Source organism: Mycobacterium sp. NS-7484, assembly GCF_001953975.1.
Classification (GTDB): domain Bacteria; phylum Actinomycetota; class Actinomycetes; order Mycobacteriales; family Mycobacteriaceae; genus Mycobacterium.
Window position 1 is genome coordinate 25482 of record NZ_MBEJ01000102.1, and the last position, 24269, is coordinate 49750.

Genomic DNA, 24269 nt, shown 5'->3' on the forward strand with positions numbered 1-24269 from the left:
CAGCCCTATGAGCGGTTCATCTTCGGGCTCCTTTGTCCACCTGCACAACCACACCGAGTACTCGATGCTGGACGGCGCCGCGAAGATCACTCCGATGCTGGCCGAGGCGCAGCGTCTCGGCATGCCGGCCATCGGAATGACCGACCACGGCAACATGTTCGGGGCCAGCGAGTTCTACAACTCCGCGACCAAGGCCGGTATCAAGCCGATCATCGGTATCGAGGCGTACATCGCGCCCGCCTCTCGTTTCGAGACCAAACGTGTCCAGTGGGGTGACCCGAGTCAGAAGGGTGACGACGTCTCGGGTAGCGGTGCCTACACCCACATGACGATGGTCGCCGAGAACGCGACGGGTCTGCGCAACCTGTTCAAACTCTCGTCGCTGGCCTCCTTCGAGGGGCAGCTCGGCAAGTGGGCCCGCATGGACGCCGAGATCATCGCCGAGCACGCCGAGGGGATCATCGCCACGACGGGTTGTCCGTCGGGTGAGGTGCAGACCCGGCTGCGGCTCGGCCACCGCCAGGAGGCGCTGGAGGCGGCCGCCAAATGGCGCGAGATCTTCGGTCCCGACAACTTCTTCCTGGAGCTCATGGACCACGGCCTCGACATCGAGCGCCGGGTCCGTGAAGGCCTGCTGGAAATCGGGCAGAAGCTGGGCATCCCGCCACTGGCCACCAACGACTGCCACTACGTGACGCGGGAGGCCTCGCAGAACCACGAGGCGCTGCTGTGCATCCAGACCGGCAAGACCTTGTCGGATCCGAACCGCTTCAAGTTCGACGGCGACGGTTACTACCTCAAGTCGGCCGAGGAGATGCGGGCCCTGTGGGACTCCCAGGTGCCCGGCGCGTGTGATTCCACGGTGCTCATCGGCGAGCGGGTGCAGTCCTACGCCGACGTGTGGACGCCCACCGACCGGATGCCGGTGTTCCCGGTTCCCGACGGCCATGACCAGAACTCGTGGCTCACCCATGAGGTGCAGGCCGGCCTTGAGCGCCGATTTCGGGGCGCCACGGTGCCCACCGAATACACCGACCGCGCGGCCTACGAGATCAAGGTCATCTGCGAGAAGGGTTTTCCCTCCTACTTCCTGATCGTGGCCGACCTGATCAACTACGCCCGGTCGGTCGGGATCCGGGTGGGCCCGGGTCGTGGGTCGGCCGCCGGCTCACTCGTGGCCTACGCGCTGGGCATCACCAACATCGACCCCATCCCGCACGGTCTGCTGTTCGAGCGGTTCCTCAACCCGGAACGTCCGTCGGCCCCCGATATCGACATCGACTTCGACGACCGCCGCCGCGGCGAGATGCTGCGCTACGCCGCCAACAAGTGGGGTAGTGACCGGGTGGCCCAGGTCATCACCTTCGGTACCATCAAAACCAAGGCGGCGCTGAAGGATTCGGCCCGCGTGCATTACGGCCAGCCGGGTTTTGCGATCGCCGACCGGATCACCAAGGCGCTGCCGCCGCCCATCATGGCCAAGGACATCCCGGTCTCGGGGATCACCGATCCCAACCACGAGCGGTACAAGGAAGCCGCCGAGGTCCGGGCGCTGATCGACACCGATCCGGATGTCCGGACCATCTTCGAGACCGCGCGTGGTCTGGAAGGCCTGGTCCGCAACGCGGGTGTGCACGCGTGTGCGGTGATCATGAGCTCCGAGCCGCTTATCGACGCGATCCCGCTCTGGAAGCGGCCCCAGGACGGCGCGGTCATCACCGGTTGGGACTATCCGTCGTGCGAGGCCATCGGCCTGCTGAAGATGGACTTCCTCGGCCTGCGGAACCTGACGATCATCGGTGACTGCCTGGAGAACATCAAGGCCAACCGCGGGATCGACCTGGACCTGGACACGCTGCCGTTCGACGATCCGGCGGCCTACGAGCTGCTCGGCCGCGGTGACACCCTGGGCGTGTTCCAGCTCGACGGCAGTGCCATGCGCGACCTGCTGCGGCGCATGCAGCCCACCGGATTCAACGACATCGTGGCGGTGCTCGCGCTGTACCGTCCCGGTCCGATGGGCATGAACGCCCACAATGATTACGCCGACCGCAAGAACGGCCGACAGGCGATCAAACCCATCCACCCCGAGCTCGAGGAACCGCTCAAGGACATCCTCGCCGAGACCTACGGCCTGATCGTCTACCAAGAGCAGATCATGTTCATCGCGCAGAAGGTCGCCTCCTACACCATGGGTAAGGCCGACGCGCTCCGAAAGGCCATGGGCAAGAAGAAGCTTGAGGTGCTCGAAGCCGAGTACAAGGGCTTCAAGGAAGGGATGACCGCCAACGGGTTCTCCGAGGCCGCGGTGAAAGCCTTGTGGGACACCATCCTTCCGTTCGCCGGATACGCGTTCAACAAGTCCCACGCGGCCGGTTACGGTCTCGTGTCCTACTGGACGGCGTACCTGAAGGCGAACTACCCGGCCGAGTACATGGCCGGTCTGCTCACCTCCGTCGGTGACGACAAGGACAAGGCCGCGGTCTACCTCGCCGACTGCCGCCGGCTCGGCATCACCGTGCTGCCACCCGACGTCAACGAGTCGGTGCAGAACTTCGCCTCGGTGGGCGACGACATCCGGTTCGGTCTGGGCGCGATCCGCAACGTCGGCGCGAATGTCGTTGCCTCGCTCATCAATACCCGTACCGAGAAGGGCAAGTACGCCGACTTCTCCGACTACCTCAACAAGATCGACATCGCGGCCTGCAACAAGAAGGTCACCGAATCATTGGTGAAGGCAGGCGCGTTCGACTCGCTCGGCCATCCCCGCAAGGGGCTGTTCCTGGTGCACACCGATGCGGTCGATTCGGTGCTCGGCACCAAGAAGGCCGAAGCGATGGGCCAGTTCGACCTTTTCGGTGGCACCGATGACGGCGGCGGCACGGACGCTGTGTTCACCATCCGTGTGCCGGAAGAGGAGTGGGAGGACAAGCACAAGCTCGCCCTCGAACGCGAGATGCTGGGGCTGTACGTGTCCGGGCATCCGCTCAACGGCGTCGCGCATCTGTTGGCCAACCAGGTCGACACCCAGATTCCGGCGATCCTCGACGGCGATGTCGCCAACGATGCGCAGGTGGTGGTCGGCGGCATCCTGGCCTCGGTCAACCGTCGCGTGAACAAGAACGGCTTGCCTTGGGCGTCAGCTCAATTGGAAGACCTCACCGGTGGTATCGAGGTTCTGTTCTTCCCGCAGACCTATTCGCTGTTCGGTCACGAGATCGCCGACGACGTGGTGGTGCTGGTCAAGGCGAAGGTGGCCGCGCGCGACGACCGGATCTCGCTGATCGCCCACGAGCTCGTCGTGCCCGACTTCAGCAGCGCCCAGGCTGACCGTCCGCTGGCGGTCAGCCTGCCCACGAGGCAGTGCACGATCGACAAGGTCAGTGCGCTCAAGCAGGTGCTGGCCAACCACCCCGGCACGTCCCAGGTGCATCTGCGGCTGATCAGCGGTGAGCGGATCACCACGCTGGAGTTGGATCAGTCGCTGCGCGTCACTCCGTCGTCGGCCTTGATGGGTGACCTCAAGGCGCTGCTGGGCCCCGGTTGCCTGGGGTAGCCGGGGGAGTCCGGCGTCAACTCGACGCGAACGATGGCGCTGTCAGGCCACACTTCACGCATCCGCGCGCGGCGTAGCTTTTCGCGTAGCGGGAGGTCCCGGTGCACGTTGGTGACACCGGGGATCTTCAGCAGCGGCACGATGTTCCACTGCCAGCCGTAGCGCCGGTGCAGCGCACGGTTGGCCTGCTGTGCCGGCGCGCCCGACAGCATCGAAGCCCGGCCGTGCAGACGAATGCCGTCGGTGATGCGACCGCGATAGTCGCAGGCGATGAGCTCGACTTCTGGGTTTGCGCTCAGGCGTTTGGTCTTTGGGCCCCGCTTCGTCCGGAAGACGATGCTTCGGTCGTCCTCGACGGCGAACCAGATCGGGGTGTCGACGGGCGAACCGTCACGACGGAAGCTGCGTAGGACCGCGTAACGGGTTCGGTTCAAGGTGTCGGTGGATGACATGCCACGAGTCAACAACTTAGAGTTGACTCTAAGTCAAGTCCGCGGTGAGGAGTTCACGGTGAGCGAACGGCTGACCATCGGTGAGGTGGCCCGTCGGGCGGGCGTCGCGCAGACCGCGCTGCGTTATTACGAACAGCTGGGTCTGCTCCCGGCTCCGGAGCGCGTCGGTGGGCAGCGGCGTTACCAGGAGTCGGTGCTCGTGCGGCTGGAGGTGATCCGGCTCTGCAAGAGCGCAGGATTCACGCTCGACGACATCGTCGTGCTGATGGACGACGACGCCCCCGGGCGGCCGGCTGCGCGGGTCCTGGCTCAGGCCAAGCTCTCCCAGATCAATGAGCAGATGAGTGCGCTGGCGCAAGCCAGGGCGATCATCGAGTGGGGCATGCAGTGCACGTGCCCGTCCATCGATGCGTGTACCTGTGGCATTCACGCGGCGGTGCCGACCTGACGGAGCAAGCGGTCAGAACCGGTACCGCAGGATCCGCGCTTTGCGGGCTGTCGCCTTGCTGAGGGCTGAGGCTCGAGTGGCAATGCGCACCCAGCGGGGGAAGAGGTCGACCTCGGGCTGGCGGGTAAGGCTGGTCTCCTCGACCAGGTGCAGTCGTGGATTCCATGTTTCGGGATGGTGAGCATCCTTGAATCCGGGGTATCCCCACTGGCTCTCGACGTCTTTGAACATCTTGGCCGGAAACAGTTTGAGTGCCGCCCGGCTGATCCAACCGATGCGGCCGTAGTCGTTGAAGGCCACCTCGCCGGAGTCGAAGTGTTGGGTGATCTTTTGGAAGATGCCGATGATCACCGGCTCGGAAAGGAATGCGAACAGTCCGTCCGCCACCAAGATGGTGGGCCGATCGGACGGGATCGGATCGGTCCAGTCCGGGTCGTCCAGTGATGCGACGACGATGTGGGCCTGGGGGAGTGGCGGAATCACGCGCCCCCGCAGTTCGCTGACCCCAGGCAGGTCGACGCTGTACCAGTCGACCGTCGCCGGCGGCGCTACCCGGTGTACGCCACTGTCGAGGCCGCCTCCGAGGTCTACGACGACCGCGTCGGGATGCTCGGCCACGAACGCGCGGACCCGGGCATCGAGCATCTTGGCCCGCAACGCCGTCTGGCACACCATACTGGTCTGCACGCCCAAGCCGGCGAAGTCGTAGTCGAGTTCGCCGACCGCCCGATCTGCCAGTGCGTCGCCGAGGATCGGCCGGGCCCATCGGCTGTCGAGCGCCCTGGCGTACAGGGTCAAGAATGCGGTTTCTTCTACCGGCGCCAGGCCAGTCGTAGCGATTCCCACGAGTCCGACGGTACTCCTGGTCCGTGGCTGAACGATTCGCCGAAAAGGTTTACCGCACTTGCCATTACGCGGCTCGAACGTCAGTGACCCGAGGGGGACGAGTGGCCGAGGCCCAGCCACACCACAAGGGTGGCCGCGCTCGCAGCGAGAACGGCAGGTGCCGCGCTCATCGTGACCACGCCGACGCCCAGCAGCACCAGGGCACCGATCGACAGGGCGATCAATTTGTAGGCCGGCCAGGGCACCCCGGCGATGTCGACCTGGTGATCAGCCCGGAAGGTGGCGTTGCGAAAGTTCCCGGCCGCGGTCATACATTGACGATAGCTCGCAAGAAAGATTTCGGCTACCCGAAACACGGAATGAGGGGTATCCGGTTATCGGGGCCTCAGCAGTGGGCTTCCATCTCGAACTGAACCTCGGCCGGCTTGGTAGGACGATCGGCGAAGGCGCCATGCGCGGTGCCGCTGACCCGGATGGTCGTTCCCTCCATTTCCGCGCCGGCGAGGGCGTCGTCCGCCGCGCTACCGGTAAACCCCGCCAAGTCGTGGATCCGCATCACCTTGGGCTCGACAGCGCCGCCCGTCTCTACGATTGCCGTGAAGCCGGGTGTTTGCGGCAGGGTCTCGATGGTCCAGAGCCAGCCTCGCTGCGTGCAGTCGACCGGATACGTCGCGGATGTTTCCTTGTTATCGATCACCATCCGCGCGGTCAAGGCGCCGGCAGGGACTTCGGTGGGGCTCGCGCAGGCAGCCACGGCCACGGCCGGGGCCGTCACAGCGCAGACCGCCAACTGCCGAACACCGAGCCGCCACATGCGGGTTGTCTTCCCGCTTCGAAGCCAGGTCAACCACATTTCGGCCGTCTTGTGCGATTGGGCCTACCGCGTCGACGACGGCCTTAGGCTTAGTGGCATGCCGCTCACCGGAGATTACGAACCGAGCACATCCGACTGGGCTCGCGAGAACGCCGAGACGTACATGTCCTCTGGCGGCACGTCCGGCACCGAGCTCAACGGGCGACCGGTGATCCTGCTGACCACCATCGGTGCGAAAACCGGCAAGATCCGCAAGACACCACTCATGCGCGTCGAGCGCAACGGTGAATACGCGGTGGTCGCGTCACTGGGAGGGGCCCCGAAAAACCCGGTCTGGTACTACAACGTCAAGAAGAATCCCCACGTCGAACTCCAAGACGGCACCGCGTCGGGTGATTACACGGCGCGCGAAGTCACCGGTGACGAGAAGGCGCTGTGGTGGCAGCGCGCGGTGGAGGCATTCCCTGACTACGCCGAGTACCAGAAGAAGACCGAGCGTCAGATCCCGGTGTTTGTGCTCACCCCGGTGCCGTGAAACCGCTGGCCAGTGGCACCATTGAACGGTGACTGCCGAATTGAGCAAGAGCTCGCGAGTGCCTCCCACGACTGCGCCGCTGTCCGCGGCCGACATCGACGAGGCCGTTGAGCGAATTTCGGGCGTGGTCACACGCAGCCCGCTGCAATACAACGAACGCCTGTCGGAAGCCACCGGTGCCAACGTCTACCTCAAACGCGAGGATCTACAGGCCGTACGTTCGTACAAGGTTCGGGGGGCATTCAACCTGATGGCCCAGCTCTCGGCGGACGAATTGGCCGCCGGGGTGGTGTGTTCCTCGGCGGGCAATCACGCACAGGGTTTCGCCATGGCGTGCCGGTCGATGAAAACCCACGGCCGGGTCTACGTACCCGGCAAGACGCCGAAACAGAAACGGGACCGCATCCGCTACCACGGGCGGGAGTTCATCGACCTCATCGCCGTGGGGTCGACGTACGATCTCGCGGCGGCCGCCGCGCTGGACGACGTCGCGCGCACCGGGGCCACCCTGGTGCCCCCGTATGACGACGTACGCACCATCGCCGGTCAGGGCACCATCGCCGCCGAAATCCTCGACCAACTCGAGGAGGAACCGGACCTGGTGATCGTGCCGGTCGGCGGCGGCGGTTGTATCGCAGGCATCACCACCTATCTGGCGGAGCGCGCCTCGGATACCTCGATCCTCGGGGTCGAACCCGCGGGTGCGGCGTCCATGATCGCCGCACTGGCCGAGGGTGCTCCGGTGACGCTCGAGAACGTCGATCAGTTCGTCGACGGCGCGGCGGGGGCCCGCGCCGGGGCGCTGCCGTATGCCGCCCTGGCCGCGGCTGGAGACATGGTCACGCTCACCACGGTCGACGAGGGTGCGGTGTGTACCACGATGCTCGACCTGTACCAGAACGACGGGATCATCGCCGAACCGGCGGGCGCGTTGTCGGTGGCGGCGTTGTTGGAGGCCGACATCGAGCCGGGATCGACGGTGGTATGCCTGATCTCGGGCGGGAACAACGACGTCTCGCGCTACAGCGAGGTGGTCGAACGCTCGTTGGTGCATCTGGGGCTCAAGCACTACTTCCTGGTCGACTTTCCCCAGGAGCCCGGGGCGCTGCGCCGGTTCCTCGACGAGGTGCTGGGCCCGGGCGACGACATTACGTTGTTCGAGTACGTCAAACGCAACAACCGCGAGACCGGTGAGGCGTTCTGCGGCGTCGAGCTGAGTGCGGCGACGGATCTCGAAGGCCTGCTGGCCCGCATGGCGGGCTCCGACATCCACGTCGAATTGCTCGAACCGGGATCACCCACGTACCGCTATCTGACCTGAGCCGGCCTTCGCGGCCACCGTCATCACGGTCAGACCGCGGATCGGCTGACTGACCACACGACGAGTGCGCAGGCCGCGAAGGTCGCGCCGAGGATGCTCGATCCGATCCATCCCGCGACCGAGTACACCGCGGTCGTCGCGGTTGCGCCGGCAGCCGAGCCCAGCGAATAGAAGAACATGTAGCCGCCGATGACGCTGCTGGTGCGGTGTGGATAGGTCGTGGTGAGCGCATGCTGATTGCTCACGTGCGCTGCCTGCACGGCGAAATCGAGCACGATCACACCCGCGACGACGAGGACCAGCGACCAACAGGCCTGTCCGATGGCCAGCCACGACGCGACCAGGAGCCCGAGTGCCCCGCCGGTGACGGTGCCGGCGAGTCCGGTATCGGCCCAGCGTCCCGCCCGCGCGGCGCTGAGCGCGCCGGCGAGGCCCGCGATGCCGAACAGTCCGATCTGTGCTGCGCTCAGGTGCCACGGACCAGCTGTGAGCGGCAAAGCCAGGCCGCTCCACAGCGTGCCGAAGGAGGCGAACAGGAAGAACGCGATCAGTCCGCGCGAGATGAACAGAGGTTCGCCGAACAGCCGGCCAAACGATGCCAGCACCTGTGGATAGGTGCTCTGGTGGATTCGTGGGTCGGGCGGCAGCAGTCGCGCGCCCGCGGCTGCCAGCACGACCAGAACCAGGGCGAGTCCGGCGTAGATGCTGCGCCACCCCCACGCTGTGGCCAGAGCCCCCGCGGCCACGCGCGCGCCGAGGATGCCGACGACGACACCGGAGGTCACCACGCCGAGGGTCCGGCCGCGTTCGGCGGGTGTGGACAGGGCTGCGGCATAGGCGACAGTGGTCTGGACGACGGCCGCGAACAACCCGGCGATTGCCAATCCGGTCAGCAGTAGCCAGGTGCCGGGCGCCACCGCGGCTACGGTGACGCCGACGGCGGCCAGCGCCAGATGCGCACTGATGAGCCGACGACGGTCGAACACGTCACCGAACGGAACCAGCAGAATCAATCCCAGGAGATATCCGAGCTGTCCGGCTGTGACGATCCAGCCGAGCTCAGCCTCCGGCACGCCGAGTTCACCGCCGATCTGGGTCAGTACCGGCTGCGCGGCATAGACCGTGGAAACGGCCACTGCGCATACGGCAGCGAAGAGCGTCCGCATACCAAGGGTCAGTTTCACCACCACCTCCAATTGGTTGCATATTGCAACTCACTGAACGCTACGGCAGAATGGTTTCAATCAGCAACTCGTATGGGGGGTGTGATGAGGGATTCGACGGTCCGTCGCGACGACATGACCTGGACCGACCCCCGGTGTCCGGTGGCACGCACTCTCGACCTGATCGGGGATCGCTGGAGTCTGCTCATCGTCCGTGACGCAATGGACGGCGCGCGGGCGTTCACCGACTTCCAGCAGCGAACCGGCATTGCCCGCAACATCCTCACCGACCGGCTGCGCCGCCTCGTGGAACGGGGCATTCTCCATCGAGAGACGGCGCCGTCCGGCCGGCGGCAGGTGTACACGCTGACTGCGGCCGGACGTGATCTCTTCACGGTCGTACTGGCGCTTCGTCAATGGGGTGAGCGGCACGCGTTCGCTGCGGACGAGGCGCATTCGGTCCTGATCGATGAGCGCGGGCAGCCGGTTCCCGAACTACGACCCATCGGTGTGCGCGGTGCACCGGTCGGACTCGACACCACATCTGTGCTGAAGAATCGGTGAACGCCCGCAACGGGTCTCGACCACCTTCGCGGCAGCTGCGGCTGTATCAGCCGTCGGTAGACCGCCGGATGCCACGCAGAACGGCGAACGAATGCCCGGGCAGGGCCGTGGCGTCGGCCCCGACCTCCGGAACATCCCAGGCCGCGACCAATTCACCGGTCACCGGAACCGACACCGGATCAGCGCCGAGGTTGCAGGCGATGGACACGGTGCCTCGATGGAGCACGATCCAGCGCTGGTCCTCGTCGAAGTCGATGGTCAGGTGGTCCAGCCACGGATCGGCGAGATCGGGTTCGTTGCGGCGCAACGCGATCAGCTCGCGGTAGGTCCGGTGCAGCCGACCGTGCTCGCCTTCGCTGACCTCGTCCCAGTTCAACTTGGAGCGCTGGAATGTCGCCGGATCTTGCGGGTCGGGGATCTCGTCGGCGTCCCAGCCGTGCTCGGCGAACTCGGCCTTACGGCCTTCGGCGGTGGCGCGGGCCAGTTCCGGCTCCGGGTGCGAACTGAAGAACTGGAACGGTGAGGAGGATCCCCACTCCTCTCCCATGAAAAGCATTGCCGTATAAGGCGAACCGAGGGCCAACGCGGCTTTGACCGCGAGTTGGCCGAACGTCAGAACCTGTGACGGTCGGTCTCCGACCGCACGATTTCCCACCTGGTCGTGGGTCAGGGTATAGGCGAGCAACCGGGTTGCCGGGATGGTGGCCGTGTCCAACGGGCGGCCATGTCTGCGATGGCGGAACGAGGAATACGTGCCGGCGTGGAAGTATCCGTGCTTCAAGGTCTGCGCCAATGTGGCCAGCGACCCGAAATCGGCGTAGTAGCCCTGCCGTTCACCCGACACCGCGGTGTGGATGGCGTGGTGGATGTCGTCGTCCCACTGCGCGGTCAGTCCGTATCCACCGCGGTCGCGGTCGGTGATCAGGCGGGGGTCGTTGAGGTCGCTCTCGGCGATCAGCGACAGTGGCCTGCCGAGTTCTTCGGCCAGCGCGTCGGTGTCGGCGGCAAGTTCCTCGAGCAGGTGGATCGCGGTGTTGTCCATCAGCGCGTGCACCGCATCGAGGCGCAAACCGTCGACATGGAATTCGCGCATCCAGCGCAACGCACACTCGATGATGTAGCTGCGCACCTCGTCGGCATCGGCGTCGGACAAATTGATCGAGCTGCCCCACGGATTGCTACCGGCCGACAGATACGGCCCGAATCGCGGGAGGTAGTTCCCAGACGGTCCGAGGTGGTTGAACACCGCGTCGATGAGCACCCCGAGGCCACGGGCATGGCAGGCATCCACGAAGCGGACCAGGCCGTCGGGACCGCCGTAGGGTTCGTGGACGGCATACCAGAGCACGCCGTCGTAACCCCAGCCGTGGGTGCCGCTGAAGGCGTTGACCGGCATCACCTCCACGAAGCCGACCCCGAGATCCACCAGGTGATCCAGTTTTTCGATCGCGGCGTCGAATGTGCCTGCGGGCGTGAAGGTTCCGATGTGCAGTTCGTAGATCACATCACCCGAGATCGATTTTCCGGCCCAGTCCTGGTCCGTCCAGGCGTCTGCCGCGGGCTGCCAGTGCTGCGAGCGTTCGTGCACACCGTCGGGCTGGCGTGGGGAGCGGGGGTCGGGCAGGACCTTCGGGTCGTCGTCGAGCACGAACCCGTAGCGGGCGTCGGCGCGGCTGGGGACCTCGGCGCGCCACCAGCCATCGTCCGAGCGGGTCATCTCGTGCAGCGTCCCGTCGACGTCGACGCGCACCCGTTCCGGTTTGGGTGCCCACACCGTGAACTCAGTCATCGGCTCTCTCCAGCAGCGCGACGGGCGAGTCGGAGAGCAGCTCGGCGACCTCAACCCGGCCCGACCAGGTTCGGCCGCTGAGGCGATCTGTCCACAGGCCGTCCGGCAACGGCAATACCGTGTCGCCCCAGCCGGTTTCGGCGAGGCTCACGGTCCACCGGCTCACCGCCACCACGACATCCTCACCGCGGCCGAAGGCCACCAGATGCCGGGCCGCGCTGCCGGTGGCCGCCAGGGGAAGGTAGGCACCGGCCAGGAAGGTCTGCGGACGCGCGCGGCGCAACTTCAGTGCCGAGGTGGTCACCCGCTGTTTCGGATCGTCCCCACGTTCCAGGGAAGCCCGCAACGACGGGTAGTCGACCGGGCGGCGGTTGTCGGGGTCCACAAGGCTGTCCTCGGTGGTCTCCGTGCCCTGGTAGACGTCCGGGACGCCGGGGGCGGTGAGCTGGACGAGTTTCTGGCCGAGGCTGTCGTTTCGGGCGTGCACCTCAAGTCCGCTCACCAGCGCCGTCATCTCGGCGGCCACCTGTCCGTCGAGTATCCGGTCCAGCCAGGCGTGCACCTCGTCCTCGAAGTCTGCGCGGGGGTCGTGCCAGGACGTGTGGATGGCCGCCTCGCGGATCGCTTTCTCGGTGTAGGCGTGCAGCCGGTCGCGAAGCTGTTCGGTGACAATGCCATCCACGGGCCACACCCCGAAAATGTTCTGCCACAGGAACAGTGCGGTGGCACGGTCGGGGGGAGCGGTCAGCGTGGTCCATCGCTGAACCGAATCCGTCCAGGTTTCCGGCACCTGGGACAGCAGCCCGATGCGAGCGCGGACATCCTCGCCACGTTTCGTGTCGTGTGTCGACAGCGTGGTCATGGTCGACGGCCAAGCGTGTGCCCGCGTGGCGTTCCGTTGATGGAACTCGGCGGGGGTGACGCCGAACAGATCCGGGGCACCGCCGACCTCGTTGAGCGATACGAGCCTGGCGTCGCGGTAGAACAGGCAGTCCTCGACCGCTTTGGCGGTCGCGGCTCCGCACAGTTGGTTGAAGCGTGACACCACCTCGGCGCTGGTGGACATGGCCACGGAAAGGGCTGTCAGTGCATCGGCGAGTTCGGGCGCGGCAGAAGCGGTTTCGGCCAATGCCACGGGGAGGATCGGGGCCAGCGCCGGGTAGTCACTTCGGTAGACACCGATCCGGCCGGCCAGGGCCGCCACGGCGGTCGGAAGTTGCGGTTCGTGCTGTGCGGTCACGGCCGAGATGACCCGGCACAGTCGGTTGAGTTCGCTGGAGAGAGTGTCGGTGACGGTCGCTGATTTGAGTGTGCATTCGTCGTGTGGATCACGAGCACCGCACAGTGCGGTGAGCACATCCTTCCCGGCCGGATCGACGAAGATCCCGCCGATTTCGCGCAGCGCGTCGTATCCGGTGGTGCCGCCGACCGGCAGCGACGTATCAAGGCGCTCGTCGGTGGCCAGGATCTTTTCCACCACGATCCAGGCCTCCGGACCGGTCAACTCGCGCAGCCACCGCAGATACCCCGCCGGATCGGACAACCCGTCCGGGTGATCGATGCGTAGACCGTCCACCAGTCCCTCGTCGAACCAGCGTTTGACCTCGACATGGCTGGCATCGAACACCGCCCGGTCCTCCTGGCGCAACGCAGCCAGCGACGTGATCGAGAAGAACCGGCGGTAGCCACAGACCCCGTTGCGCCACCCCGTCAGCCGGTAATGCTGACGGTCGTGCACCTGCGTTCCGGGACCTTCGCCGGTCCCCGGCGCGATGGGGAAGACCAGATCCCCCAGGCGCAGGACGTCGCCGTCGACGGTGAGATCGGCGACATCGTCGTCGGAACCCAGGACCGGCAACACAATCCGGCCGTCGGCAAGATCCCAGTCGATGTCGAAGTAATCGGCATACCGCGAGACACGACCGTTTTGCAGCAGGTCCCACCACCACGGGTTCTGCTCGGCGTGGGCGACGCCGACGTGATTGGGCACGATGTCGACGACGAGGCCGATGTCCCTGGCCCGGGCGGCTTCGGAGAGTCGGCGCAGGCCGTCCGGGCCACCGAGATCGGCCGACACCGTCGTCGGGTCGGTGACGTCATAGCCGTGTGTGGACCCGGGTGCCGCGGTCAGGATGGGGGACAGGTACAGGTGTGAGACGCCGAGCTGGTCGAGATAGTCCAGCAGGTTCACCGCATCGTCGAACGTGCAGCAATCCGCGCGCATCTGGAGCCGATACGTCGAGACGATCGGGCGCGGCATGTCAGGCCGTCTTACGCAAGACGAGAAGTGAACGGGCTTGCAACGAGATGGTGTCGCCGGCCGCGACCACCAGGTCCGAATCTCCGGTCGGGTTCGCGGTGTCGATGTCGGCTGTCCACTCGGTCGCGTATTCACCGTCGGGGGTGACGAAATCCTGCTCGTGGTCATTGGCGTTGAAGCACAACAGGAACGTGTCGTCGACCACGCGTTCACCGCGGGCGTTCGGAGCCGGGATCGAGTCGCCGTTGAGAAACACCGCCACGCAGGTGCCCAAGCCGGCGCCCCAGTCCTGTGGGGTCATCTCGGTGCCGGCCGGGGTGAGCCAGGCGATGTCGCGGACCTGATCGCCGCTGCGGATCGGCTTGCCCTCGAAGAACCGGCGGCGCCGAAAAGCCGGATGGCGTTTGCGAAATGCCAGGACCTTGCGGGTGAACTCCAGGTGATCGGCGTTGGTCTCCAGCAACGACCAGTCCATCCAGGACAGTTCGGAATCCTGGCAGTAGACGTTGTTGTTACCCAACTGGGTTCGGCCGATCTCATCGCCATGGGCGATCATCGGAGTTCCTTGCGAGAGCATCAATGTCCCGATGATATTGCGCATCTGCTTGGCGCGCAGTGCCAGGATGTCCGGATCGTCCGTCGGTCCCTCGACACCGCAGTTCCACGACCGGTTGTGGCTCTCGCCGTCGCGGTTGTCTTCACCGTTGGCCTCGTTGTGCTTCTCGTTGTAGGACACGAGATCGTTGAGCGTGAACCCGTCATGGCAGGTGACGAAGTTGATGCTGGCGCTGGGCCGGCGGCCGGTCGCCTCGTAGAGGTCCGACGACCCGGTCAGCCGGGACGCGAACTCGCCGAGGGTTGCGGGCTCGCCCCGCCAATAGTCACGCACAGTGTCGCGATATTTCCCGTTCCACTCGGTCCACAAACCCGGGAAGTTGCCGACCTGATAGCCGCCCTCGCCGATATCCCACGGTTCGGCGATCAACTTGACCTGGCTGATCACCGGATCCTGCTGGACCAGATCGAAGAACGCCGAAAGCCGGTCCACGTCGTAGAACTCGCGGGCCAGGGTAGAGGCCAGGTCGAACCGGAAACCGTCGACATGCATCTCCAGCACCCAATAGCGCAAGGAGTCCATGATCAACTGCAGCGTGTGCGGATGCCGGGCGTTGAGGCTGTTGCCCGTGCCGGTGAAGTCCTTGTAGTACTCGGGCTGGCCGTCCAGCAACCGATAGTAGGCGGCGTTGTCGATGCCGCGGAAGTTGATGGTCGGACCGAGATGGTTGCCTTCGGCGGTGTGGTTGTAGACCACGTCGAGGATCACCTCGATACCCGCGTCATGGAACGCCTTGACCATGGATTTGAACTCGGCCACCGCCCCGCCGGCGTGCCGGGTGGCTGCGTACTGGAAATGCGGGGCGAAGAAGCCGACGGTGTTGTAGCCCCAGTAGTTCCTCAGCCCGAGGTCCAGCAGCCGGTGATCGTGCATGAACTGGTGTACCGGCATCAGCTCGATCGCGGTGATATTCAGCGATTGAAGATGCTCGATGATCACCGGATGACTCAGACCGGCATACGTGCCACGCAGCTCCTCGGGGATCCCCGGGTGCGTCTGGGTCATCCCTTTGACGTGCGCCTCGTAGATCACCGTGTCGTGATACGGGGTCTTGGGTGCCCGGTCGGAGCCCCATTGGAAGAACGGGTTGATCACCACGCTGGTCATGGTGTGGCCCAGCGAGTCGATCCGCGGCGGCGTTCCGGTGCCCGCCGGTTCGGCCGACATCTCATAGGAGAACAGGGCCTGGCTGAAATCGAAGTCGCCGTGAAACGACTTTCCGTACGGGTCCAGCAGGAGCTTGCTGGGGTCACACCGGTGACCGGCGCCCGGGTCCCAGGGGCCGTACACCCGGTAGCCGTAGCGCTGCCCCGGGGTCACCGTGGGTAGGTAGGCATGCCACACGTAGCCGTCGACCTCTTCGAGGTTGATCCGGTTCTCGGAACCGTCCTTGGCGATCAGGCACAGCTCGACGCGCTCGGCGACCTCGGAGAACAGCGAGAAGTTGGTGCCCGCACCGTCATAGGTTGCCCCCAGCGGGTAGGCCTCACCGGGCCAGACCATCGATATCGGCGTGGGTACTGGTCCGGACGGAACCGAAGAGGACGGCAGCATGGCTCACCACCAACCGGTGGCCGCCGCCATCTGACGGCCCAGCTCACCCGTCATCGTGCGCATGTAGGTCGTCGACAGGTGATGGGAATCGTGGTACAGCAAGACATTTCCCTCAACCACCCGGCAATAGTCCTTGCGGCACACCGCATCGCTCATGTCGAGCGGCTTGAGCCCCGGGAACCTCCCGATGAAGTCGAGCGTCGGGTTGTGGTCGGACAGCACCTTCGACCGCTCGATGCCGCACGAGACGGAATCACCACCGTTGGCCAGGCAGTCGTAGGGGAAGTAGGGCTTGCCGTTTCGGGTGAGCCAGGGCGTGTCGCGCATGGCCAGCACCGGGATGTTGTTCTGCGCGAACGCTTCCCAGATCCCGATATAGGTCCCGGGCATCACATCGCCGGGCTTGATGTTCCAGGGGCGGGTGGAGGTGGTGAACACATAGTCCGGGCGATCGGCGATGAGCTTCGCCATCACCTTTTCATTCCACTGGTGGCACTTCGGATACGGGCGATTGTCACCCATCACCAGCGGTGTCTCCTCGGTGGTCAGCGGACAACCCATTTTGAGGTAGGTGACCACCTTGAAATCGTGCAGCCGGCCCAGCAGATCCAGCGCGGTGATCCAGTGCTCGGCGTGCGAACCACCTGCCACGGCGATGGTGCGTGTCGCGTCCTTGTCACCGTAGGTGCAGTTGATCACGTCGGTGTTGCCGAAGTCGCTGATACAACCGTCCGTCGTGGAGACCGGAAGGTCGTCCTTGGCCTCGAGCACCGTCGGGCGCATCGGCAGCTTTGGTACCCGCGCGTGCTCGGTCAAGGCGCGCGCTCCCGGGTAATCACGGGCCGAGAGCCCGGACAGTTCTTTGCCGTTGGCGCGCTGAACGGTGACGTGCTCGCGCCAGGTGAACGAGGTGGCGGTCAGGGCCACACCCAGGAGACCGACGATGGAACCCAGAACAATGGTGGGTCGGCGCAGCCGGACCCGGATCGGGACCTGAACGGCCGGGGCCGTGGTGGTGGCCTTCGCCTTCTGCGGCCGCAGCGGATCCTCGATGTAGCGCGTGGTGAGCCAGGCCAGCACTCCGGAGATCAACAGCACGACCGTGCCCTCGAGGAAGTTGGCGTGGGCGTGGCCCGAGTAAGACAGCCAGAAGATCAGCAGCGGCCAGTGCCACAGGTACAGCGAGTAGGCCATCGAACCCAGTGACACGAACGGCTTGGTGGCCAACATCCGGTTGGGAGCCGGCAGTCGCTCGGTCTCCGGGTCGCGGTTGGCGGCGGAGAGGATGAAGATGATCGTGGCCCCGACCGGGACGAGCGTCCACGGGCCCGGGAATTCCTTGACGCCGTCGATCAACCAACCGCACGACAGGATCGCGGCCAGCGACACGGTGGCCAGGACGGTCCGCAGCCACATCGGCCATCGCACGGCAGGCACCAGCGCACCGGCGAGGGCGCCCACGAGCAGCTCCCATCCTCGCGCGAAGCTGTTGTAGTACGCCGTGGCCTGGTCGGTGTTGTGAGCGATGATCGCGTACACGAACGAGGCGATGGTCAGGGCGCCGAGTAACACAATGAACGCCGCCCGCAGGTGGCGTCCGAACAGCCGGCGTCCCAGGAAAGCGAACCCGAAAACCACCGCCAGGAACGCCACATAGAACTGCCCTTGGACCGACATGGACCAGATGTGCTGCAGCGGGCTGACCGCCTCACCGGCGCGAAGGTAGTCGGCGGCGGTGTTGGCCAGTTCCCAGTTCTGGTAGTAGCCCAGGCTTGACAGGCTTTGGTCAGCAAACGTTTCCCAGCGGGTCTCGGGCTGCACAAGGATGGTCAGCACCGCGGCCGCGGCAAGCACCACGACCAAGGCGGGCAGCAGGCGCCGCACCAGCCGGACCAATTCCGGCAGTGGCCTCAGCGGCACGTCCGGATTGAGTGCGATGCGCAGGATCTTGCCGCCGAAGAAAAAGCCGGACAACGCAAGGAAAACGTCGACACCACCGGAAACTCGACCGAACCAGATGTGGAAAACCGCCACCAGGGCAATCGCGATACCACGCAGTCCGTCGAGATCGTGGCGGTAGAAACCCGATGTGCGAGACCCCATCACGGCGCGCGAATCGGAACCGGATTCGGTGCCGGGCTCCGTCCGGGGGGCGTCAAGGGTTCTCATGATCGAGGCCAATTTACCTAACATCGGCCCGCTGCTCATATTTCGGATGCGTGCGTCCCAGTGTGTGAGCAAAGCGCTAGGCTGCCCGACTGTGGCTGAGCTGACACCAGCGCAGATCAATGCCATCGACGCGGCCCACATCTGGCATCCCTACAGCGCCATGGGCGCGCAGGTACTTCAGCCGGTGGTGGCAGTCGGTGCCAAAGGTGCGTGGCTGACTGTGATCGACCCTGGCGACGGCGCGCGAATCGAGGTGCTCGACGCGATGGCGTCCTGGTGGACGGCCGTGCACGGGCACGGGCATCCGGTGCTGGACCGGGCGATCGCCGACCAACTCGCGACCATGAATCACGTGATGTTCGGCGGCCTGACGCACGAACCGGCCGCGCGCCTGGCGCAGCTGCTGGTGGAGTTGACCCCGGCGGGTCTGGAGACCGTCTTCTTCAGCGATTCCGGTTCGGTCTCGGTCGAGGTGGCCGTCAAAATGGCGTTGCAGTATTGGCGCAGCCTGGGCCGCGGCGCCAAGCATCGCCTGATGACCTGGCGCGGCGGCTACCACGGCGACACCTTCACCCCGATGAGCGTGTGCGATCCCGATGGCGGGATGCATGCGCTGTGGACCGACGTGCTGGTAGCCCAGGAGTTCGCGCCGCCGGTGCCCGCCGACTATCAGTCGTCCTACATCGACGCCTTCGAACGCCAGTTGGCCGCGCATGCCCACGAGCTTGCCGCGGTGATCGTCGACGGCACAGGCCAATGCGTTGGCCATGAACGTCGGGCCGTGCATGAGTGCGCCGGGCTCCCCCGCGCTGATCGTGCCGGCGATCCGGGTGGTGCACAGCGTGGCGGCCAGAGTGATGTAGCCACCGGATTCGGTCGCACCGGAAAGCTTTTCGCGGCCGAGCACGCCGGCGTCACCCCGGACATCATGTGTGTCGGCAAGGCCCTGACCGGTGGCTACATCACTCTGGCCGCCACGCTGTGCACCACCCGGATCGCCGGCACGATCAGCGCGGGGGAGCCCGGCGCACTCATGCACGGCCCGACGTTCATGGCCAACGCATTGGCCTGTGCCGTCGGCGTCGCCGCGGTCGAACTGCTGATCGGCGACGACTGGCAGTCCCGGGTGGCCGCCATCGAGACGGGCCTGCGCCGCGGCCTGGAGCCGGCGCGCGATCTGCCGGGCGTCGCCGACGTGCGGGTGCTCGGGGCCATCGGCGTGATCGAGATGTGCGAGCCCGTGGACATGAAGGTGGCCACCCTGGCGGCCTTGCGTCATCGCGTCTGGCTGCGTCCGTTCGGCAAGTTGATCTACGCGATGCCGCCGTTCATCTGCACCCCGCAGGAGGTCGACCAGATCACCGCGGGAATGGTCGGCGTCGCCCGTGCATTAACCTGAACGGTGTTCAACTGCCGGCGCCGGCACCGAAGGAGCACCGTGACGCGCACTGATCTTTCCCCGCTGGCGTGGCTGGCCGATGTCGAGCAACAGCGCCGTCATGCCGGGCTGCGACGCGAACTGCGCACCCGCCTCGCTGTCGCCACCGAATTGGACCTGGCGTCCAACGACTATCTCGGGCTGTCGCAGCATCCCGATGTCCTCGAAGGTGGCGTCGAAGCGCTGCGCACCTGGGGCGCAGGGGCCGGTGGTTCGCGGCTGGTCACCGGAAACACCGAGCTGCACGAGGGGTTCGAGGACGCCCTGGCGACGTTCGTCGGCGCCGAGTCGGCCCTGGTCTTCTCGTCGGGCTACACCGCCAACCTGGGCGCTGTCGTCGCGTTGTCCGGACCCGGCTCGCTGCTGGTCTCGGACGCCCTTACCCACGCGTCCCTGGTCGACGCCTGCCGGCTGTCACGCGCTCGCGTGACCGTCACCCCGCACCGCGACATCGAGGCGATCGAGGCCGCGCTGTCCGCGCGCACCGAAGAGCGTGCGGTGGTGTTGACCGAGTCGGTGTTCAGTGCCGACGGGGTGCTGGCCCCGCTGCGTGAGCTGCACGAGGTCTGCCGTCGGCACGGCGCGCTCTTGCTCGTGGACGAGGCACACGGGCTCGGCGTGCGGGGTGTGGGCGGTCAGGGTCTGCTGTACGAGGCGGGGTTGGCGGGCGCGGCGGATGTCGTGATGACCACGACGTTGTCGAAGGCGTTGGGTAGCCAGGGCGGCGTGGTGCTCGGCCCCGCAGCGGTGCGTGCCCACCTGATCGATGCGGCGCGGCCGTTCATCTTCGACACCGGCCTGGCGCCCGCCGCCGTCGGTGCGGCCTGGGCGGCGCTGCGCGTGTTGGTCGCCGAACCGCAGCGGGCGGGCGCCGTGCTCGACCATGCCGCCGAACTCGCCCGGATTTCCGGGGTGACGGCGGTACCGGACTCCGCGGTCGTCTCGGTGATCCTCGGCGCGCCCGAGGTTGCCGTGGCCGCCGCCGCGGCCTGCCTGGACCGCGGTGTGCGGGTGGGCTGCTTCCGACCGCCGACGGTTCCTGCGGGTACGTCGCGGTTGCGTCTGACTGCCCGGGCCTCGTTGACCTCTGACGAGATGGGGTTGGCGCGGCAGGTGCTGACCGAGGTGCTGGCAGAGGCTCGCTCATGAGCACTCTGGTTGTCACCGGAACCGACACCGGCGTCGGGAAGACGGTGACGACGGCGGCCTTGGCCTGTGCGGCGCGGCTGGCCGGCGTGGACGTCGCAGTCTGCAAACCGGTGCAGACCGGAACCATCGACGGTGACAACGACCTCGGCGAGGTGGGACGGCTGTCCGGCGTGACCAACCTGCACGGCGGATGGCGCTACCCCGAGCCGCTGGCCCCGGTGGCCGCGGCGCATCGGGCCGGGCTGCCGTTGCCGACGCGCTCCGACCTGGTTGCCGCTGTCCGGGACGCGCAGATTGCCGGTGGGCTGACCCTGGTGGAAGGGGCCGGCGGTCTGCTCGTCGAGCTGGGGGCCGACGGCGTCACGGTGCGCGATCTGGCGGCCGAGCTTGCTGCGGCCGTCCTGGTGGTGGTTTCGCCAGGGTTGGGAACCCTCAACCACACCGCTTTGACGTTGGAATCCCTTGCTGGGCAAGGGATTACCTGTGCTGGGCTGGTGATCGGCACCTGGCCGGAAGACCCCGGTGTCGCCGAATCCGGCAATCGGGACGCACTGGCGGAACTGGCGCCCGTACGCGCGGTGCTCCCGTCGGGCGCAGGTGGCGTGAGCGCCGAGGAGTTCGAGAAGCTGTGTGTCGACGCCTTCGATCAGGAGTGGCTGACTAGCCTGAGCTGATGGTGCACTCCGTCGAGCTGGTCTTCGACCCGGACACCGAAGCCGCGGTTCGCGGGATCTGGGATACGTTGCGGGACAACGAAATTCCCAGCCAGGCGCCGGCCAGTCGGCCCCACGCGACGCTGACGGTCGCCCAGCGCATCGACTCGCAGGTTGACGAAGCGCTGCAGGCGCTCACCGATCGATTTCCGCTGAAATGCAGCTTGGGCGCGACTCTCGTCTTCGGACGTTCCGCCGGAGTGCTGGCACGGCTGTTGATCCCGACCGAGGAGCTGCTCGGCATACAGGCCGATGTTTACCGACTCTGTCTGCCGTTCATGGATCCAGCCCCGATGCCGCACGCCGAACCGGGGCAGTGGACCCCACATGTGACGCTCGCCCGACGGATCGCTCCGGTCAGGTTGACCACCGCCGTGCGGATCGCGGGACGGCCGGCGGAAATCACCGGCCGCGTGACAGGGCTACGGCATTGGGACGGCGACAAGCGCCTCGAGCACCTGATCGGCTGACTCGCCGCGGTCAATCCTGGCTGTGCTGGGGAACATCGCGTCCGGAGCTCAGTGTGCTGGCGGCGCGCACCGCCAACCCGTCGACGAGTAGCTGCAGACCGAAGGCGAACTGCCGCGAGGTGTCCCGGTTGAGCACCGACTGCCCGTCGGTGAGCGCGCCCGCGGCGTCCCACTGCAGTCGAGACTGCTCATCTGCGGTGAATCCGAGCACGTAATAGAGCACCGTGCGAGCGGCCAACTCGTCATCGGGCGAGGACACTCCGGCCCGCTGGGCCGCCCCGGCCAACTGCGCGACGATCTCGGTGGCGATCTCCGACTGGCCGGCCGCGAAGCTGGACGAGACCAGCTCGGCGCCGTCGGTGTGTGACAGCAGTGCGTCGCGCAACGCCACGCAGGTCTGCTGGATCTGTCCCGGCCAGGTCGTCGCGGTGGACTCGGCTCGTACGGGTTGCAGGATGCGGTCGGCGACGGCGCCGAGCAGCTCCTGCTTGTTGGCGAAATGCCAGTACAGCGCGCCCGGGCTGACATTGAGCTCACGCCCCAGGCGCCGCATCGTCAGGTCGGCGATGCCGTAGTTGTCGAGGATGGCCGTCGCCGCATCCACCACGTCGGGTTTGTGGAGTTGCACACCGTTACCCTAGCCTGAACGGTGTTCAATTGTCGGCTCGCCGACGTGTTCAAGTGTCGGCACCGCCGACGTGTTCAAGTGTCGGCCCCGCCGACGTGTTCAAGTGTCGGCCCCGACCGGCCACATGATCCACAGGAGGACATTCGGTGACGCAGGCGGCCGTAGATGTGTTGGGCGTAGCACGTGAGCAGGTTCTGGAGCGGGGCGTGGGCCTCGACAAGGACCAGACGTTGCAGGTGCTGCAGCTGCCCGACGACAAGCTCGAGGAGCTGCTCGCCCTGGCCCATGAGGTCCGGATGAAGTGGTGTGGCCCCGAGGTCGAGGTCGAGGGCATCATCAGCCTCAAGACCGGCGGCTGCCCGGAGGACTGCCACTTCTGCTCGCAGTCGGGTCTGTTCGCCTCCCCGGTGCGTAGCGCCTGGCTCGATATCCCGAGCCTGGTCGAGGCCGCCAAGCAGACCGCCAAGACCGGTGCCACCGAGTTCTGCATCGTCGCGGCAGTGCGCGGGCCGGACGAGCGCCTGCTGGCCCAGGTCGCCGCCGGCATCGAAGCGATCCGCAACGAGGTGGACATCCAGATCGCCTGCTCACTGGGCATGCTGACCCAGGAGCAGGTGGACCGCCTCAAGGACATGGGCGTGCACCGCTACAACCACAACCTGGAGACGGCCCAGTCGTTCTTCCCCAACGTGGTCACCACGCATACCTGGGAAGAGCGCTGGGGCACCCTGGAGATGGTCCGCGAGGCCGGCATGGAGGTGTGTTGCGGCGGCATCCTCGGCATGGGGGAGACGCTGGAGCAGCGGGCCGAGTTCGCCGCCAATCTGGCCGAGTTGAATCCACACGAGGTGCCGTTGAACTTCCTCAACCCGCGCCCGGGCACGCCATTCGGCGATCTCGAGGTGCTGCCCGCTTCCGAGGCGCTCAAGGCCGTCGCGGCATTCCGCCTCGCGCTCCCGCGCACGATGCTGCGTTTCGCCGGTGGCCGCGAGATCACGCTCGGTGACCTCGGTGCCAAGCAGGGCATCCTGGGCGGCATCAACGCCGTCATCGTCGGCAACTACCTGACCACGCTGGGACGGCCGGCCGAGTCGGACCTGGAACTGCTCGACGATCTGCAGATGCCGATCAAGGCTCTCAACGCCAGCCTGTAGAACTACGGGTGTGGTGATCTCCGAGATGGCAGCAACGCCGGCTCTGCCCGCGCCCGTCGGCGCCGGCCTCTACAACGTCTACACCGGGGTCCAGGCCGACGCGGCGAACGGAGCAGCGCTGCCCACTGCGGCGCAGCTCGGTCTGGAACCGCCGCGCTTCTGCGCCGAATGTGGCCGCCGGATGATTGTCCAGGTGCGCCCCACCGGATGGTGGGCCAAGTGTTCGAGGCATGGGCAGGTGGATTCGACGGACCTGGATACCAGGCGATGAGCCTTTCGGGCGAGGCCGGCGCGCCGCGGGTTTCGCGCGGGCGCGCGGCGCTTCTCGTCATGGCTGTGTTGGCAGTTGCCGGTGGTCTTCTCGGTGCCCTGTGGGCATGGTTGGCGCCCGAGGTGCATGGCGTGGTGGCCTTGTCGCGCAGCGGTGAGCGGGTGCACGCCTACCTGGGCGGTGAGGCCGACCATTTCTTCACCGCGGCGTTCATGTTCGTCGGTCTGCTCGTCGTGCTGGCAGTCGTGGCGGCGGTGGCGGTGTGGCAGTGGGCCGCGCCTCGCGGTCCACTGCTGGTGGGCGCGTTGACCGTCGGGTGTGCGGTGGCCACCGGAGTGGCAGCCGCGGTCGGCACCGCC

The 24269-nt window shown here is 66.3% G+C and carries 21 protein-coding genes and 1 pseudogene; 12 read left to right on the forward strand and 10 right to left on the reverse strand.

All coding sequences use genetic code 11. The annotated features are described in order from the left end of the window. The first annotated feature begins 7 nt into the window (after positions 1–7). Positions 8–3556: a DNA polymerase III subunit alpha gene (gene dnaE / locus A5733_RS19390; protein ID WP_076241306.1), complete on the forward strand. Its 3549-nt coding sequence runs from the start codon at positions 8–10 to the stop codon at positions 3554–3556. 20 nt (positions 3557–3576) lie between these two features. On the opposite strand, the pseudogene A5733_RS19395 reads toward dnaE, so the two are convergent. Beyond that, positions 3577–4008: pseudogene (locus tag A5733_RS19395) on the reverse strand (PPOX class F420-dependent oxidoreductase); the annotation flags it as partial. A gap of 58 nt (positions 4009–4066) precedes the next feature. Between A5733_RS19395 and A5733_RS19400 the strand changes: the two are divergent. Further along, a complete protein-coding gene (locus A5733_RS19400) occupies positions 4067–4456 on the forward strand; it encodes a MerR family transcriptional regulator (RefSeq protein WP_076241308.1) in 390 nt (129 codons plus the stop codon). A 12-nt stretch (positions 4457–4468) separates the two neighbouring features. Here A5733_RS19400 and A5733_RS19405 read toward each other — a convergent pair whose 3' ends face one another. From A5733_RS19405 to A5733_RS19415, 3 genes are all read right to left on the reverse strand, one after another. Then, complete coding sequence (locus tag A5733_RS19405; protein ID WP_076241309.1) at positions 4469–5302, reverse strand: class I SAM-dependent methyltransferase; 834 nt, start codon at positions 5300–5302, stop codon at positions 4469–4471. A gap of 80 nt (positions 5303–5382) precedes the next feature. Beyond that, on the reverse strand, positions 5383–5613 hold the full coding sequence (locus A5733_RS19410; RefSeq protein WP_076241310.1) for a hypothetical protein: 231 nt from the start codon (positions 5611–5613) through the stop codon (positions 5383–5385). Positions 5614–5687: 74 nt separating this feature from the next. Continuing rightward, a complete protein-coding gene (locus tag A5733_RS19415) occupies positions 5688–6077 on the reverse strand; it encodes a lipoprotein LpqH (RefSeq protein ID WP_233152736.1) in 390 nt (129 codons plus the stop codon). Between the two features lie 136 nt (positions 6078–6213). Between A5733_RS19415 and A5733_RS19420 the strand changes: the two genes are divergently transcribed. Both A5733_RS19420 and ilvA read left to right on the forward strand, forming a co-directional pair. Beyond that, positions 6214–6651, forward strand: a complete 438-nt coding sequence (locus A5733_RS19420) for a nitroreductase family deazaflavin-dependent oxidoreductase (protein ID WP_067776531.1) — start codon at positions 6214–6216, stop codon at positions 6649–6651. A 28-nt stretch (positions 6652–6679) separates the two neighbouring features. Next, on the forward strand, positions 6680–7972 hold the full coding sequence (gene ilvA, locus A5733_RS19425; RefSeq protein WP_076241311.1) for a threonine ammonia-lyase IlvA: 1293 nt from the start codon (positions 6680–6682) through the stop codon (positions 7970–7972). 29 nt (positions 7973–8001) lie between these two features. Here ilvA and A5733_RS19430 read toward each other — a convergent pair whose 3' ends face one another. After that, complete coding sequence (locus A5733_RS19430; protein WP_233152737.1) at positions 8002–9108, reverse strand: MFS transporter; 1107 nt, start codon at positions 9106–9108, stop codon at positions 8002–8004. A gap of 132 nt (positions 9109–9240) precedes the next feature. Between A5733_RS19430 and A5733_RS19435 the strand changes: the two genes are divergently transcribed. Next, a complete protein-coding gene (locus tag A5733_RS19435) occupies positions 9241–9699 on the forward strand; it encodes a helix-turn-helix domain-containing protein (protein WP_076241326.1) in 459 nt (152 codons plus the stop codon). A 46-nt stretch (positions 9700–9745) separates the two neighbouring features. On the opposite strand, the gene treZ is transcribed toward A5733_RS19435, so the two are convergent. From treZ to A5733_RS19455, 4 genes are read right to left on the reverse strand one after another with little or no spacing between them, the layout of a single operon-like run. Further along, on the reverse strand, positions 9746–11488 hold the full coding sequence (gene treZ, locus A5733_RS19440; protein ID WP_076241312.1) for a malto-oligosyltrehalose trehalohydrolase: 1743 nt from the start codon (positions 11486–11488) through the stop codon (positions 9746–9748). Next, a complete protein-coding gene (gene treY, locus A5733_RS19445) occupies positions 11481–13748 on the reverse strand; it encodes a malto-oligosyltrehalose synthase (RefSeq protein WP_076241313.1) in 2268 nt (755 codons plus the stop codon). The genes treZ and treY overlap by 8 nt, the downstream gene beginning before the upstream one ends. Position 13749: 1 nt before the next feature. Further along, positions 13750–15918 (reverse strand): glycogen debranching protein GlgX, encoded by a 2169-nt coding sequence (glgX, locus tag A5733_RS19450; RefSeq protein WP_076241314.1) that lies wholly within the window; start codon positions 15916–15918, stop codon positions 13750–13752. A 3-nt stretch (positions 15919–15921) separates the two neighbouring features. After that, complete coding sequence (locus A5733_RS19455) at positions 15922–18087, reverse strand: acyltransferase family protein (protein WP_067776549.1); 2166 nt, start codon at positions 18085–18087, stop codon at positions 15922–15924. A gap of 160 nt (positions 18088–18247) precedes the next feature. Between A5733_RS19455 and A5733_RS19460 the strand changes: the two genes are divergently transcribed. Genes A5733_RS19460 through A5733_RS19475 form a run of 4 tightly spaced genes read left to right on the forward strand, consistent with a single transcriptional unit; the run spans position 18248 to position 21857 of the window. Beyond that, positions 18248–19486: an adenosylmethionine--8-amino-7-oxononanoate transaminase gene (locus A5733_RS19460; RefSeq protein WP_369830958.1), complete on the forward strand. Its 1239-nt coding sequence runs from the start codon at positions 18248–18250 to the stop codon at positions 19484–19486. 39 nt (positions 19487–19525) lie between these two features. After that, positions 19526–20674 carry an 8-amino-7-oxononanoate synthase gene (locus A5733_RS19465; RefSeq protein WP_076241316.1) on the forward strand — a complete coding sequence of 383 codons (1149 nt, stop codon included), beginning with the start codon at positions 19526–19528 and terminating at the stop codon, positions 20672–20674. Next, entirely contained in the window at positions 20671–21348 is a 678-nt protein-coding gene (gene bioD / locus A5733_RS19470) for a dethiobiotin synthase (RefSeq protein WP_076241317.1), read from the forward strand. Before A5733_RS19465 ends, bioD begins: the two co-directional genes overlap by 4 nt. Next, positions 21348–21857: a 2'-5' RNA ligase family protein gene (locus A5733_RS19475; RefSeq protein ID WP_076241318.1), complete on the forward strand. Its 510-nt coding sequence runs from the start codon at positions 21348–21350 to the stop codon at positions 21855–21857. The genes bioD and A5733_RS19475 overlap by 1 nt, the downstream gene beginning before the upstream one ends. Before the next feature lie 10 nt (positions 21858–21867). Here the strand turns inward: A5733_RS19475 and A5733_RS19480 are convergent, their stop codons facing one another. Next, positions 21868–22485, reverse strand: coding sequence for a TetR family transcriptional regulator (locus A5733_RS19480; protein WP_076241319.1), 618 nt, complete (start codon positions 22483–22485; stop codon positions 21868–21870). Between the two features lie 146 nt (positions 22486–22631). Here A5733_RS19480 and bioB point away from each other — a divergent pair, with 146 nt between their 5' ends. From bioB to A5733_RS19495, 3 genes are all read left to right on the forward strand, one after another. Continuing rightward, complete coding sequence (bioB, locus tag A5733_RS19485) at positions 22632–23639, forward strand: biotin synthase BioB (RefSeq protein WP_067776566.1); 1008 nt, start codon at positions 22632–22634, stop codon at positions 23637–23639. 25 nt (positions 23640–23664) lie between these two features. Next, the gene (locus A5733_RS19490; RefSeq protein WP_067776665.1) at positions 23665–23910 is read left to right on the forward strand and encodes a hypothetical protein; all 246 of its coding nucleotides are present in this window, start codon (positions 23665–23667) and stop codon (positions 23908–23910) included. After that, on the forward strand, positions 23907–24269 hold a 363-nt coding region (locus A5733_RS19495), incomplete at its 3' end, for a DUF2567 domain-containing protein (protein ID WP_142254092.1). The genes A5733_RS19490 and A5733_RS19495, both read left to right, overlap by 4 nt.